Source organism: Barrientosiimonas humi (genome assembly GCF_006716095.1).
Lineage (GTDB): Bacteria > Actinomycetota > Actinomycetes > Actinomycetales > Dermatophilaceae > Barrientosiimonas > Barrientosiimonas humi.
The window spans coordinates 15,033-28,714 of the sequence record NZ_VFOK01000001.1 but is presented as its reverse complement, the minus strand read 5'-3'; the positions used below and the strand labels follow the sequence as shown (position 1 = coordinate 28,714).

The 13,682-nt window shown below is 70.6% G+C and carries 13 protein-coding genes and 1 tRNA gene; 3 read left to right on the top strand and 11 right to left on the bottom strand.

Annotated features, from left to right (window positions below; translation table 11 throughout):
* Positions 1-30: 30 nt before the first annotated feature.
* The 5 genes from FB554_RS00140 to FB554_RS00120 form a co-directional block, all read right to left on the bottom strand.
* On the bottom strand, positions 31-1,278 hold the full coding sequence (locus tag FB554_RS00140; RefSeq protein WP_142004088.1) for a hypothetical protein: 1,248 nt from the start codon (positions 1,276-1,278) through the stop codon (positions 31-33).
* Between the two features lie 35 nt (positions 1,279-1,313).
* Complete coding sequence (locus FB554_RS00135; protein WP_142004087.1) at positions 1,314-2,051, bottom strand: ABC transporter ATP-binding protein; 738 nt, start codon at positions 2,049-2,051, stop codon at positions 1,314-1,316.
* A 429-nt stretch (positions 2,052-2,480) separates the two neighbouring features.
* The gene (locus tag FB554_RS00130; RefSeq protein ID WP_142004086.1) at positions 2,481-2,906 is read right to left on the bottom strand and encodes a hypothetical protein; all 426 of its coding nucleotides are present in this window, start codon (positions 2,904-2,906) and stop codon (positions 2,481-2,483) included.
* Complete coding sequence (locus tag FB554_RS00125) at positions 2,899-3,819, bottom strand: hypothetical protein (RefSeq protein ID WP_142004085.1); 921 nt, start codon at positions 3,817-3,819, stop codon at positions 2,899-2,901. The genes FB554_RS00130 and FB554_RS00125 overlap by 8 nt, the downstream gene beginning before the upstream one ends.
* Before the next feature lie 122 nt (positions 3,820-3,941).
* Positions 3,942-4,014: transfer RNA gene (locus FB554_RS00120), tRNA-Thr, on the bottom strand.
* 91 nt (positions 4,015-4,105) lie between these two features.
* Here FB554_RS00120 and FB554_RS00115 point away from each other — a divergent pair.
* On the top strand, positions 4,106-4,594 hold the full coding sequence (locus FB554_RS00115) for an SRPBCC family protein (protein ID WP_142004084.1): 489 nt from the start codon (positions 4,106-4,108) through the stop codon (positions 4,592-4,594).
* Between the two features lie 45 nt (positions 4,595-4,639).
* On the opposite strand, the gene FB554_RS00110 is transcribed toward FB554_RS00115, so the two are convergent.
* The 5 genes from FB554_RS00110 to FB554_RS00090 form a co-directional block, all read right to left on the bottom strand.
* Positions 4,640-6,190: an alpha/beta hydrolase gene (locus FB554_RS00110; RefSeq protein ID WP_142004083.1), complete on the bottom strand. Its 1,551-nt coding sequence runs from the start codon at positions 6,188-6,190 to the stop codon at positions 4,640-4,642.
* A gap of 101 nt (positions 6,191-6,291) precedes the next feature.
* Positions 6,292-7,437: a DNA polymerase III subunit delta' gene (locus FB554_RS00105; RefSeq protein WP_142004082.1), complete on the bottom strand. Its 1,146-nt coding sequence runs from the start codon at positions 7,435-7,437 to the stop codon at positions 6,292-6,294.
* A complete protein-coding gene (gene tmk / locus FB554_RS00100; protein ID WP_142004081.1) occupies positions 7,434-8,072 on the bottom strand; it encodes a dTMP kinase in 639 nt (212 codons plus the stop codon). Before tmk ends, FB554_RS00105 begins: the two co-directional genes overlap by 4 nt.
* Positions 8,073-8,139: 67 nt before the next feature.
* The gene (locus FB554_RS00095) at positions 8,140-8,931 is read right to left on the bottom strand and encodes a MerR family transcriptional regulator (RefSeq protein WP_338070542.1); all 792 of its coding nucleotides are present in this window, start codon (positions 8,929-8,931) and stop codon (positions 8,140-8,142) included.
* A gap of 45 nt (positions 8,932-8,976) precedes the next feature.
* On the bottom strand, positions 8,977-9,843 hold the full coding sequence (locus FB554_RS00090; protein WP_211344502.1) for a polysaccharide lyase family protein: 867 nt from the start codon (positions 9,841-9,843) through the stop codon (positions 8,977-8,979).
* Positions 9,844-9,955: 112 nt separating this feature from the next.
* Between FB554_RS00090 and FB554_RS00085 the strand changes: the two genes are divergently transcribed.
* Positions 9,956-11,314 (top strand): serine hydrolase domain-containing protein, encoded by a 1,359-nt coding sequence (locus tag FB554_RS00085; protein WP_142004079.1) that lies wholly within the window; start codon positions 9,956-9,958, stop codon positions 11,312-11,314.
* 113 nt (positions 11,315-11,427) lie between these two features.
* Positions 11,428-12,447: an IS481 family transposase gene (locus FB554_RS00080; protein WP_142004078.1), complete on the top strand. Its 1,020-nt coding sequence runs from the start codon at positions 11,428-11,430 to the stop codon at positions 12,445-12,447.
* 486 nt (positions 12,448-12,933) lie between these two features.
* On the opposite strand, the gene FB554_RS00075 is transcribed toward FB554_RS00080, so the two are convergent.
* A complete protein-coding gene (locus FB554_RS00075; protein ID WP_142004077.1) occupies positions 12,934-13,644 on the bottom strand; it encodes a DUF4352 domain-containing protein in 711 nt (236 codons plus the stop codon).
* Positions 13,645-13,682: the final 38 nt, after the last annotated feature.

The following is a 13,682-nucleotide window of genomic DNA, read 5'->3' as shown; positions in this document are numbered from 1 at the left end:
CGCGGGCCCGAACGAAGAGCAGTAGCCCACTCACCACGTCAGGCCCGACTCCTGCGAGCCCCAGCCGCGTGGAGCCGGCACGCCGGCGACGTCGCAAGACTCGATCGCCGCTGCGGCCCGCGCGGTCCACGACCTTCCTTCCGGCGACCTCAGCCACTCCAGCTGTGCGGCAGTGGTTCCAGGAACGGGCTCGTTGGTCACCTGGTAGGCCACCCATTCGCCGGCAACCGTGAGCACCGAGACGAACTTCGGACTGTTGACCAGCCTGGGGCACCCTGACCCGCCGAGCGCCCCTTCGCTCAGTTCGTACTTCATGGGGATCTCCGCGCCGGTTGAGTTCGCGATGATCAAACGGCCCGGCGGCGCTTCCCCGGCCACGGACACCACGTTCCAGCGGGAATCCTTCGACCCTCCGGGGCGGAGCGAGCGCACAACCTGTTCGTACGGCGCCAGGGCCTCCGCCGTGGAGGCCGGATCAAAGGCCGACGACGATCTCGAGCACACCGTGATGCCGTCCTGCGAGGCGCAGCGATCTGGAGTGTCTCGCTTCAGCTGGTAGACGTAGCCCTGACCGCCGCTGTCGGCGGCCAGCACCCAGAACAGCCCCGCCACGACGGCCAGGCAGAGCACGGTGATCGGCGTGGAGCTCAAGAGTCTGGGCGAACCTCGAACCCAGCCGACCATCAGGACCAGCATCGATGGGATCGTCAGCAGGGCCGCACACCAGATTCCTACAGTCGGCCACGACACGGAGAAGTCAGAGACCGAGCCGGTGCTGCCCCCGATTCGCAGGAGCCGAGCGATCCCGACGGATCCGGCCACGAAGAATCCCAAGAATCCCAGTATGGCCACGAGGAACGGGACGATAGGGCCGCGCAGGATCAACCCCAAGATCGCTCCCGCGGCACCAGCGGCGGCATCCATGCATAACGCCACGATCAGCAACCCCCAGGTATGCGGAAGCGGCAGATCCCCGCGGGTACGAAGAACGATCAGCAGCGCGATCCCCACGACGAGCACGGTGGAGGTGATGCCGCCTGCGACCGCGGGCCACGACGACAGGATCACGGCTCTGGAAGTGCGCACCTGGGCCAAGGCCTCGTGAGGCTGCCTCCCGGGAACGCAGACCTGCGCCTGGTAGCAAGCAACACCAGCCACGCATGCGGCAACCAGAGGCGACGACGCCAAGGCCCAGTCCAGAGCACTACCCGACTCGCGCGCCCAGAACTGCGAGGTTCCGCGCGAGAAGACCGCGGCCAGCTGGAGCGAGAGCATCATGACTGCGACGAGGAAAAACTGTGCTCGCTGAGGTCTCACTCAACCTCCCGCACCGAGTCCAGAAGTGCGACGAACCTTTCTTCTGGGTCGTGACTCTCCACCGCCGACAACCTTTCTCGCACCTGCTGCATCGACCCCTCGAAAACCAGGCGCCCTGAGTCGAGGACAAGAAGACGATCCGCGACGCTCTCCAGGTCGTTGAACGAGTGGCTACTCACGACGACCATCGGCGCCAGGCCCGCTCGCATCAGCTCGCGCACCCCACGACGCTGGTAGACGTCCAAGCCGGCTGTCGGCTCGTCGAGCAGGAGCACCTGCGGCTCGCTCAACATGCCCCAGGCAATGCCGAGACGTCGCACTTGACCACCGGACAAGGCCCCGCACTTCACGCGCCGCGAGTCCAGCAGACAAACGCTTTCGAGAGCATGCTCCACGCGGCTCGTCCGAGCACGGCGCGGAACATCCTTGAGGAAACAGCCGTAGGTCAAGAACTCTTCGGCGGTGAAGTTCCTCGGGGGTGCCGCCGCCTGGGGGACCCAGGACGTCTCGCGCCGGACGTCGGCCAGGCTCGGCTCGCTCTCGTCCCAAGTGATCCTGCCGCTGCTCGGCCGACGACCGGTGGCGATCAACGACAACAGCGACGACTTGCCCGCTCCGTTGACGCCGACCAACCCGGTCACGCCGGGTCGTAGCTCACAGGTCACGTCCTGCAGCGCCGCGCGGCTGGAGCGCCGGTACCGGAGCGAGACGTGATCAACGACGATCGACCGCATCGGCGCCCTCAAGGCGCGCAGCTCGTGATCTCTGCCTGCTGCTCGATCTCCACAGATCCCCCTTGACCTCCGTGCGGGACGTTCGCGTCGCCCGGGCCGAGTGGGACGTCGCGAATCTCGAACCACCGCCTGGTGACACTACCTGCGCCAGTCTTCCGGCAGGCCACACGGCGACCCCGGGGGCCAAGCGCTACCTCAGGAGGCACATCCTCGGGCCTCCCCAGCAGCTAGCCCGATCCGTGTCGTCTGCGCTCGGTGCGGGCCCATTGTGCGGGCCTATTGAACGAGAAGACAGATGGGGTGCCCGGCCGGGTCGGCGAGAACGTAGAGCGCCACCACGCGGTTGCCCTCGTCGTCCAGCGGGACGAGCCAGCCCGCCTCATCCAGGCTGCCACCGGTGCGTGGCTCATCTCCACGCTCCCGCGAGAGTCAAGATGCCTCGGCGTCGACCCGCAACGACGTCACGTCGTGGCGCAGTGCCCGCGCCTCGTTCGCGAGCTCGACAGAGTCGAGATACGACTTCACCAGAAGCTGGACCTGTTCCAGGATTGGCGCCGGAACGCTGCTGACCGATCCCGCGTTCCTGAGAGCCTCACGGGTGCCGTCCGGCAATAGCTCATCCCCACTCATCTCGCGGATCGCCTGTCGCACCGACTCTGGGACTTCGACCTGCGCAACGGCATCGCGAACGGCCAGCCGCTGCCACTCAGGAGTCTCGTAGTGGGACACCACGTCGCGGACCTGCGAGAGCACGTTGTCGGTCACCTCACGACCGGCCTCAGGGATCTGAATGGCCTCGTCCAGCTGAACCCGCCGAATCGTCCTGCCACCCTTGGTCTGCGTCCGGTCACTCACCATCCGAGGGCTCCTCCGCTCGTTCCGCGCTTCCATCATGACCCCTGCCATCGGGCCCTGTCACTCCATTGGAGCCGTAGTGCACACGGAGCGAAGCGAGCTGCTCCCCGGTGGGATCGGCTGCGAGGGGCACCGTGATGACTGGTGACGTTGCGACCTGTTGAGGCGTCGCTCTCGTGGGCACGTAGGACACGTGGGCCTGCACGTCAAGGGACACGGGAGCCATCCGCACTCTCGTCTCCTCGCCGGGCTCCATCGGCAGCGCAGCCCATACCTCGCCCTTGTGCGGGCCCGACTCCTCCACGATCTTCCATGGCGTCCAGCCCACTCGGGTGCCATCTGGCGCGATGACCGGGGGCCGGCCTGGCCTGTCGGGTTGAACAGCGGCTTGCAGGATCCGCACCGTCTCCTGCGCCGCGGCCAATCGCTGCTGGTTGACCTCCTCCTCCACCGCGGCCGCGAACGACTTCACGAGCCTGCCGCCCTCGGTGTCCGGTCGCTCGCCGAGCTCGGTCGTGAGGTGCTGCAGGACGGCAAGGACCACTGGCACGTTCCTGGTCGCCTCTTGCCGCGCGAAGGAGTCATACGCCCATCTGGCCGTGTCCCACCACCGGTCCTCGCGCTTCTCCACGGCCTGTGCCCTGATCGTCTTCGTCGTGCTCTCCCTGGACGCCCGCACGGTCTTGCTCGCGGCCGCGAACGCCACCGCAGCCGCGCCCAGCGCCGCAACACCACCGAAGCCCGGCGTCCGGCTGAACGTGTCGAGCCAATGACGGAACTGGTTCGGTCCATGGATGACGACCGCAGTGACGATCCCTCCGACGAGGGCAGAGGCACAGGCCGTGAGCCAAGACCTCGACAGCCAGCCCCCGAATCCCGGCTCCGCCTTCTCGTCCACGTCCTGCTCGTCCATCTCGGGCATGGTCACCCTCCCCTGAGCTGTTGGCGGCATGCTGCCAGGGGGGTGCGACAGGTGGGGGCCGATCCGCCGGCACGAGAACACCCCCGACCGTCGGCCGGGGGTGTCTGGAGGTGAGCCGCCTGTCGGAATCGAACCGACGACCTATTCATTACGAGTGAATCGCTCTGCCGACTGAGCTAAGGCGGCGGGCGCCCGTCGCCGGGCGCGAGCACCGAGTATACGCACGGGGCCGCGAGCCGCCGAATCGAGCGCCGGCGCCTCGCCTACGCTCGTGAGCGTGCCTCAGGTCGTGGCCTCGACGTGGGTGCCGGTGAGTCCCGCGGTCGCGTTCGCGGTGAGTCAGACCACCGGCGACGTACGCCTGAGCTGGGACCCGTTCATCCGTCACCAGGAGCTGCTCGACGCCAAGCGGCCCGGCAAGGGCGTGCGCACCCTCACCCGGGCGCGCGTCGGGCCGTCGATGGTCAGCCGCTACGTGTCCTACCGCCCGCCGTCGTCGGTCGGGATGACCATGGAGACCGGGCCGTGGTTCTTCGCGAGCTTCGGCGGCGGCTGGCGCTTCACCCCCGAGGTGCGCGGCGGCGTCGACGGCACGCTCGCGGTCTGGAAGTACACCTACGCCATCAAGCCCGCCCTGCTCGCCCCCGTCGCCGAACCCATCGGCCAGCAGGTGCTCGGCCGCGAGATCCGCGCCCGCATCGCCGCGTTCGCCCGCGCCTGCGAGGACCCCGCGGTGCTCGACGCCGCGCTCGGCCCGGAGACCTGAGACCGGCCGAGCGCCGCGCCGCGCAACGACGTCAGGCCGACCCGCTCAGCACTTGGTGTCCTTCGCGCTCGGCACCTTGCCCTCGAGCAGGTAGGCATCGACCGTGTCGTCGACGCACTGGTTGCTGCGCATGTAGGCCGTGTGGCCGTCGCCGTCCCAGGAGATCAACCGGTTGTCGGCCAGCATGTTGTTGAGCCGGACCGACCACTCGTAGGGCGTCGCCGGGTCGCGCGTGGTGCCGACCACCAGGATCGGGTCGGCGCCCTCGGCCGTGATCCGCTTCGGCTTGCCCGTGGCCTCCACCGGCCAGGTGCCGCACCCGGCGGTGCCCCAGGCCAGCATCTTCCCCCAGGTCGGGGCGACCTTGCTGAAGTCGGCCGCGTCGCGCTCGTACGACTTGGGGTCGGACGAGCCGGGCCGGTCCAGGCAGTTCACCGCGCCGATGACCTGCATGATGTTGCCGCCGTAGCTGCCCGAGCTGTCCCGCTCGGCATAGCTGTTGGCCAGCGACATCAACCCGTTGCCGTCACCCCGGAACGCCTGCCGGAACGCGTCGGTCAGCGTCGACCAGCTGCCCTGGTCGTACATCGCCGCCGCGATGCCCATCGACGCCCAGCCCTCGGTGAGCTGCTTGACCCGCGCGTCGTTCGTGACCGGGATCGGCTTGGCGTCGAGCTGCTTGAGGAAGTCCTGGATGCGCTTCACGCCGGCGGCCTCGGTGCCTCCCAGCGGGCAGCTGCCCGCGGAGATGCAGTCCCTGACGTACGCCTTCGTCGCCCGCTCGAACCCCTCCGCCTGACCGCGGTTCACGGCGCTGTTGTCGAGGTCGGGCGGCACCACGCCGTCGAGCACGAACCGGCCGACGTTCTGCGGGAACAGGTCGGCGTAGGTCGCGCCGAGGAAGGTGCCGTAGGACTTGCCCAGGTAGTCCAGCTTCGGTGACCCCAGCACCGCCCGCAGCACGTCCATGTCCTTGGCGGCCTCGACCGTCGACACGTGCCCGACGAGCTGGGGCGCCTTCGTCTTGCACGCGGCGCCGAACGCCTTGCTGCCGTTCATGAACGCGGTCTCCTCGGCCGGGTCGTCCGGCGTCGGGTCACCCGCGAGGTAGGCGTCCATCTGGGTGTCGGAGTAGCAGGTGATCGGCGCCGAGCGCTGCACGCCCCGAGGGTCGAAGCCCACGACGTCGTACGCCTTGCGCACGTCGCGCGAGACGATGAAGTCGGCCGCGTTGGCGTAGTCGACACCCGAACCGCCCGGGCCGCCGGGGTTCACGACGAGCGAGCCCTGCCGCTTGCCGGTGGCCGCCCGCTTGAGCACCGCGATCTTGATGGTGCCGTCCGCAGGCTTGGCGTAGTCGATCGGCACCTCCAGCTGCGCGCACCGCGCCCCGTCCTCGCAGCCGCGCCAGTCCAGCTTCTGCTCGTAGAACTTCGCCAGCGACGGCGCGGGCGCCTTGGTGGCGCTGGCGGGCACGGACGTGGACGACTGCTCGGACGAGCCGGAGTCGGTGCACCCCGCGAGCACGAGGGCCGCGGCCGCCGTGACTGCTGCGGTGGTGCGCACTCGGCGGCGCCGATCGGTCGTGGGGGTCATCCGGGCTCACCTTCTCGTCGGGGGGTTGCCCTGAACGCTAACCGACGAACCTCGGCGCCCGGCCGCGCGGCTCGCACCGGATCCGGCGCCGTCGCGGGGAGCTAGCGGCGCTGCGGCAGCCGCAGGCTGATCGTCATCGCCTCGAGCGCGAGCAGCGGGGGCACGTTGGCCTCGATGCGCTCGCGGGCGGTGCCGATCGCGGTCATGCACGCCAGCAGCTGCTCGGCGCTGAACGAGCGCGCCAGCGTGGCCAGCAGCTCGGTCTGGTCGACGTTGACCAGCTCGACCGGGGTGCCGGCCTGCACCACGAGCGCGTCGCGGTAGAGCGACAGCAGGTCGACCAGCGACCGGTCGACGACGTCGCGCCCGAACCGCGTGGCGCGGGTCTTCTGCTCCTTCTCGAGCGCGCTGACCTGCGAGCGGATGTGCGGCGGCTGGGTGCGGGCGGCCGGGTCGGCGCCGAGCTGCTCGAGCAGCCGCTGCTTCTCGGCCGCGTCGCGCTCGGCCGAGCTCGCGGTCGACTCCTCGGTGGCGATCGAGGCCAGGTCGGCCGCAGCCTCCATCGCGTCGCCGAGCGAGCCGATGCGCCCGGCCAGCTGCAGGGTGTCGCGCCGCCGGATGCGCGCCCCCTCGTCGCGGGCCAGCCGACGTGCCAGGCCGACGTGCGACTGCGCGGCGCGCGCGGCGTACGCCGCCATCGCCGGATCGACGTCGTCGCGCCGCACCAGCAGCTCGGCGACCGCGTCGGCCGGCGGGGTGCGCAGCCGCACGTGCCGGGAGCGGCTGCGGATCGTGACGATGACGTCTTCGAGCGAGGGCGCGCACAGCAGCCACACGGTGCGCGGCACCGGCTCCTCGAGCGCCTTGAGCAGCGCGTCGGCGGCGCGCTCGGTGAGCCGGTCGGCGTCCTCGATGATGATGATCCGCCACGCGCCGACGGACGGCCGGTGCTGGGCGACCCGAGCCAGCTCGCGCGCGTCCTTGACCTGGATCGACAGCCCCTCGGTGGCCACGACGGTGACGTCGGCGTGGCTGCCGTCCTTGGCGGTGCGGCACTCGTGGCAGTCGCCGCAGCCGTGGTCGGGGCACAGCAGCGCAGCCGCGAAAGCCCTTGCGGCAGTAGAGCGTCCGGACCCCGGCGGGCCGGTGAGCAACCACGCGTGCGTCATCTGCGCGGGGTCGGCGGCCGCCGCCGACAGGGTCGCGACCGTCTCGTCCTGGCCGACGACGTCGCGCCAGACCGTCACGACGCACCCCCCACCAGCGGGGCGACCCGCTCGCGCACGATCCCGGCGATCTCGTCGGCCGGCAGCGACGCGTCGACCACGAGATAGCGGTGCGCCTCGGCCTCGGCGAGGTCGAGGAAGCCGCGGCGCACCCGCTCGTGGAAGTCGGCCCCCTCCCGCTCGAGCCGGTCGTGCACCCCGCCGCGCCGCTCGGCACCGACCTGCGGCGGCACGTCGAGCAGCACGGTGAGGTCGGGGCGCAGGTCGTGCGTCGCCCACAGCGACAACCGGCGTACGTCATCGGCCGCCAGGTCGCGCCCGGCACCCTGGTAGGCGACGGAGGAGTCGAGATAGCGGTCCTGGACCACGACGGCGCCCCGCTCGAGCGCCGGGCGCACCACGGTCTCGACGTGGTGGGCGCGGTCGGCCGCGAACAGCAGCGCCTCGGCGCGCGCCGCGACGTGGTCGCCGTGCAGCAGCAGCGCGCGGATCTGCTCGCCGAGCGGGGTGCCGCCGGGCTCGCGGGTGAGCACCACCTCGGCGCCGCTCTCGGCCAGCCAGTCGGCGAGCAGCCGCTGCTGGGTGGACTTGCCGGCGCCGTCGCCACCCTCGAGCACGACGAACACCCCACGCGAGGCGGCAGCAGGCTCCGGCATGGCTCGCAGCCTAGGCGACCCCGCCGACAGCGCCCCGCGACCCGACTCCCGCGGCCCTCCCGCGCGCTCAGCCTGCCGCGTCCTGCCGATCGGCGTTGGCCCCGATCGCGTCGCGCACCCACTGCGCGAGGCCGGGCGCGGCGTACTCCTCGTCGTAGCTCGCGGTGAACCGCGGGTCGCTGACGTAGAGCTCCCCGAGGTTGCGGTGCATCTCGAGCGGGCAGTCGTAGAACCAGCGCGTGATGTGCTGCCGGTGCGCCTCGACGGCGGCCGTCGCGGCCGGGTCGGTGGCCGGGACGCCGGCCTTGAACAGCCGCGCGAGCTCGCCCTGCAGCTGGTCGGTCTCGGCCTTGATCTGGGTCCACTCGGCCCTGCCGTAGCGCTTCTGCCGCTCCTGCGACTCCCGCCAGGCGTCGGTGTCGCCCCAGCGCTGCTCGGCCTCGTCGCGGTGGTCGTAGAACTCGCCCCCGAACAGCTCCTTCAGCTCCTCGTGGGTCAACCGCTGGTCACTCATGGTCTTCTCCAGTGCGTTGTCGATGGCCGTGACCAGGCCGGCGAGCTCGTCGAGCCGCGCCAGCACCGCCTCGCGCTGCCGGCGCAGGTGGGTCTGTGCGTCGCCGCCCTGCAGCAGGTCTCGGATCTGCTCCAGCGACAGCTCCAGCCGGCGATACACGACGACGTGCTGCAGCCGCTCGAGGTCGGGCTCGGTGTAGAGCCGGTAGCCCGCGGCCGAGCGTTCGCTCGGCACCACGAGCCCGATCTCGTCGTAGTGGTGCAGCGTGCGGACGGTCACGCCGAGCTCGCGCGCGACCTCACCGACCGTCCACGTCGACATCGTCTGGTCCTGCTCCCTGGTCACGGCGCCCACTCCAGCGCCTCACGTCACGGGAGAGTCAAGCCGACGTCAGCCCCGCGCGAACAGCCCCAGCGCGTCGTAGGCGATCCAGGACCCCTGGTCCTTGACGATCTCGAGCACGTTCTCCCCCGGCCGCAGCGCCGTGGCCGGCACCGCCCGCTCGAGGTACGCCGGCCCCGCCCCGTGCCCCGGCGCCACCTGGTGGTCCGCGCCGCCGGCCCCGTCGGCCTGGTCGACGAACAGCAGCGGCTCCAGCCGCTCCCCGTTGATGCTCAGCCCGGCCGTCGCGGCACGCGTGGGGTGCCGGTCCGCCAGCCACACGGCGAGGTCGAGGTCCTCGCGCGGCGCGTGGTCCAGGTCGAAGCGCAGCCGGAAGCGGTGCGTGCGCCGTCCGGCCCACGCGTCGTCGGGTCCGGGCTGCAACCAGCTCCAGGCGGTCGACGGCTCGTCGCGGCCGTGGGTGAAGTCGACGTCGGCGGGGAAGGTCGACTGGTATCGGACGTAGCCGAACCGGGCCAGCGCCCGCCCGTGCGAACGGCCCTCGAACGAGCCCACGGTGGCGACCGGGCGCCCGCTCACCGACACCGAGACCGACGAGGCGGCCCCCACGACGTCGCTGGTGGCGCACACCTCGCCGCGGTCGTCGACCGCGACCACGAGGTAGTCCCACGCCTCGCCGGCCGGGTGCAGCCCGCTGTGCACGAAGACCGGTTCACCGGTCTGGCCGAGCAGGTTGAGGCTCGTCGGGCGCATCCGCTGCGGGCCCGAGAGGTGGTGCGGCTGCCCGTGCACGAAGTAGGAGGCGGCCTGCCGCCCGGGGTCCTCCCAGGTCAGGTGCACGCGGCACAGGTCGCCGGTCGCGCGCGCGGGCAGGGCGTACGACCGTCGACCGCGTGGCTGCTGAGCCAGGGCCATCGTCACCCCCAAGGCCTCGTGTGGTGACCCCACCCTGTCCGCGCAACGTGTCCGCCGCACGACCGCTCCATGACCGTCAGGTGACCGTCCACCCATGGCTACATTCGGGTGCATGGCCGAACCCGTCGAGACCGTCCTGCCCGAGACCGACCGAGAGCTCACCCGGCTCGCCGCCGACCACCAGCGTCAGCACCGCGTCCCGGGGATGCTCGCCGCCACCGCCCGCAACGGAAAGGTGTTGTGGCACAAGGGGATCGGGTCGGCCACCCTGGCGCACCCCGGCCAGCCGCACGACCTCGACACGCAGGTGCAGGTCGCCTCCAACACCAAGACGTTCACCGCCGTGCTCGTCATGCAGCTGCGCGACGAGGGCCGGCTGCACCTGAGCGACACCGTCGACGAGCTGATCCCCGGGTCGCGGCACGAGCGGGTCACCGTGCGCCAGCTGCTGTCGCACACCACCGGCATGCAGCGGGAGCCGGTGGGCGACGTGTGGGACACCCTGGAGTTCCCCGACCGCGAGCAGCTGGTGGCCGGCTGGGACGACGCCGAGCGGGTGCTGCCCGACGGAACCTATTGGCACTACAGCAATCTCGGCTACTCGATCCTCGGCGAGATCGTCGCCCGCCTCGACGGCGACAGCTGGGCCGACAGCCTGCAGCGGCGCCTGCTCGACCCGCTCGGCCTGCGCCGGACCGGCCTCGTCCCGACCCCGCCGCTCGCGGGCCGCTACTACGTCGCGCCCTACACCGACGTCCCCGTCGAGGAGCCGCTCGTCGACAAGCGGGCCACCGGCGCGGCCGGGGCGCTGTGGAGCACCGCGACCGACATGGCCGCCTGGCACGCCTTCCTCGCAGACCCCGACGAGTCGGTGCTGGCCGCCGACACGATCGAGGAGATGAGCCAGCCGCAGGTGGTGGCCGACCTGCGCGGCTGGACCCTCGGCTGGGGCCTCGGGCTGGAGCTGGTCCGGCGCGAGCGGCAGCCCTGGGTCGGCCACACCGGCGGGCTGCCCGGCTCGATCACCGGGTTCTTCACCCATCGCGAGTCCGGCACCACCGGCATGGCGCTGATGAACTCCTCCGTCGCCGGCGACCCCGCCGAGCTCGCCACGACTCTCGGCGCCGCGCTGCTCGACCGCGAGCCGCCCGAGCCGGAGCCGTGGACCCCCGGCACCGAGCTGCCCGACGACCTGGTGCCGCTGGTCGGCCGCTGGTTCTCCGAGGGTTCCGGCTTCACCTTCTCGGTGCGCGAGGGCCGGCTCGAGGCGCGCCTGGACCGGGCGCCGGCCGACGCCCCTCCCTCGGTGTTCGAACGCACCGGCGACGACGCGTACGTCACGGTGTCCGGCCGCGAGCGCGGCGAGCGGCTGGTGGTGCGCCGGGCCGAGGACGGGTCCGTGCGCCAGCTCAGCTGGGCGACCTACCGCTTCACCCGCGAGCCGCTCGGGTTCGGCGAGCCCACGCCCTAGCTGTACTGACCCGGGAGGTTGGTGACGCGATCGGCATGGCGGGGTGACATGGGGAAGACCCCCGAGTGAGGTGTGGAGCTGTCTAGGAACCGCTCCTCAACCCGGAGGTCTTCATGTCCCACGCTAATGCCTGCCTGACTCCCACTGGGCGGCTGCGGTTGGCGCGCTGCGTCGTCGAGGACGGCTGGCCACTGCGTCGGGCGGCGGACCGGTTCAACGTGTCAGTGACCACGGCCAAGCGCTGGGCTGACCGGTACCGGGCGCACGGCAAGGACGGGATGCAGGACCGCTCCAGTCGTCCTCGGAGCTGTCGACATCAGACGAGCCGGCGTCGTGAGCGGCGCGTGCTCGGGTTGCGGGTCTCGCGCCGCTGGGGGCCGGCCAGGATCGCGTATCACCTGGGCATGAACCCGGCGACCGTGCACCGGATCCTGACCCGGTACGGCGCTGTGGTGCTGCGCTGGACCGACCCGGCGACCGGTGCCCCGGTCCGGGCCCAGCGCCGTCGGGTGCTGCGCTACGAGCGGGACGCTCCGGGGGAGCTGGTGCACGTAGACGTCAAGAAGCTCGGTCGGATCCCCGACGGTGGCGGTCATCGCGTCCTGGGCCGTGTCGTTGGCTCACGCAACAGCAGCGCGCACCGCGACCCGAACCGGCCCCGGAAGGTGCACGGGCGGCCGAACCTGGGCTACGCCTACCTGCACCACGCGATGGACGACCACTCCCGATACGCCTACAGCGAGATCTTGGCCGACGAGACCAAGCAGACGGCCTCGGCGTTCATGACCCGCGCGATCGAGCACTTCACCAGCATCGGGGTCACCATCGCCCGAGTGATGACCGACAACGGCTCCTGCTATCGCTCCCGCGACTTCGCGAGCGTGTTGAACGACAACGCGATTCGGCACAAGCGGACCCGGCCCTACCGCCCGCAGACCAACGGCAAGGTCGAACGGTTCAACCGGATCCTGCAAGAAGAATGGGCCTACGCCCGCCCCTACGCGAGCGAGTCCGAACGCGTCGCGCAGTTCCCCCAGTTCCTCCATACCTACAATCACCACCGCGGCCACACCGCGCTCCACGGCGCTACCCCCGCGGACCGTGTACCCAACCTGGCGGGTCAGTACACCTAGCCGGTCTCTCGCCACCCGCCCCCGACGTACGTCGACGGCCCGGTCTCCCCGCAGGAGAGACCGGGCCGTCGCTGAAGTCTGTCACCCACCACCGTCTGGAAGACGGAACTAGGCGGCTCGTGAAGAGTTGCGGTCAACCAGACATACAGGCGTTGTACTGCTGGAGGTAGGCATTAGCCGCTGAAGCGTACCGTTGGTACGCCACCGCATCCCCTGCTTCCAGAGCCTGCTCCGCGTAATGGGCGTATGTCTGGTACTGCTGGTAGTACTGCGAGCAGGGGTTCGCTGCCGCGTAAGCCGACCCCGTCGAACCAGAGACCACCGGAATTGCGAAGACAGCCGCCGCAACAGCCACAGTAAGAGCCCGTCTCATCGTTCCCCATACCTCCCCTTGATTGAGTGCTCGCGCACCTAGCAGACTCAAACTGAGCGATGGGCGGAACGCACAGCACACGCTGCCTGGCACGCACCCTGTCTAGCTAAAGCTCACTTGCCCCAGGTGATGCGGCCGGGAGACCAGACGACGTCAGTGACGGTGGAACCGCCCTTGACCTGATACACCTCGCATCCCTTCCCGCTCTGACCGACCGACAGCTCGGTGTCGTCAGAGTCGCACTGCGGCAGCGAACCGAGCAGCTTCTTGCCGGACTGCCCAGCCTTCAGTTGCGGGATGAGCATGAAGCTGTTGACGCTGCTTGCATCAAAGCTGCCCGAACCCGCCTTGCCGATGTTGGTCACGGTGTACTTCAGAAAGTAAACCGGGCCGTTCTCCTTCTTGAGGTTGCCGGTGTAGACCGAGTCCGGCGCGACCTCGAGCCCGTCGACCTTGAGTCGGTAACTGTCAGCGCTCGTGTCGCCAGTCGAACTCTCCAGGACCACCGCTTCCTGCCCGAACTTGAGCTTTGTGCCCTCGGCCGTCACCTTCGTGTCACCGGCGTCACCCGACGAGGCGGAGCTCGACGGCGCCTCGCTGGAAGACGGAGCCTCGGTGGTCGACGGCGCGGGAGCCTCGCTGGTCGAGGGGGCGGCCGGGGCCTGGCTGGTGCTGGGCGCCTGGCTCGTGGGCGCGGCCGGCGAGGCGGCCGACGACGTGGACGGGGCCGTGGTGACCTCGTTGCTCTGGCAGGCGCTCAGGCCGACCATGCCGGCCAGGGCGATGGATGCGGCAGCGGCACGGCTGGTGCGGGTGCTGAACATGTGGCGTCTCTCCTTGGGGGGGCCCATCAGGTACGCGG

Bases quoted from the DNA above. Each gene is read 5' to 3' on its own strand.
- FB554_RS00085 (WP_142004079.1), top strand. From the start codon at position 9,956: ATGGCCGAACCCGTCGAGACCGTCCTGCCCGAGACCGACCGAGAGCTC.
- FB554_RS00075 (WP_142004077.1), bottom strand. From the start codon at position 13,644: ATGTTCAGCACCCGCACCAGCCGTGCCGCTGCCGCATCCATCGCCCTG.
- tmk (WP_142004081.1), bottom strand. From the start codon at position 8,072: ATGCCGGAGCCTGCTGCCGCCTCGCGTGGGGTGTTCGTCGTGCTCGAG.
- FB554_RS00080 (WP_142004078.1), top strand. From the start codon at position 11,428: ATGTCCCACGCTAATGCCTGCCTGACTCCCACTGGGCGGCTGCGGTTG.
- FB554_RS00125 (WP_142004085.1), bottom strand. From the start codon at position 3,819: ATGGACGAGCAGGACGTGGACGAGAAGGCGGAGCCGGGATTCGGGGGC.
- FB554_RS00110 (WP_142004083.1), bottom strand. From the start codon at position 6,190: ATGACCCCCACGACCGATCGGCGCCGCCGAGTGCGCACCACCGCAGCA.
- FB554_RS00140 (WP_142004088.1), bottom strand. From the start codon at position 1,278: ATGATGCTCTCGCTCCAGCTGGCCGCGGTCTTCTCGCGCGGAACCTCG.
- FB554_RS00090 (WP_211344502.1), bottom strand. From the start codon at position 9,843: ATGGCCCTGGCTCAGCAGCCACGCGGTCGACGGTCGTACGCCCTGCCC.
- FB554_RS00135 (WP_142004087.1), bottom strand. From the start codon at position 2,051: ATGCGGTCGATCGTCGTTGATCACGTCTCGCTCCGGTACCGGCGCTCC.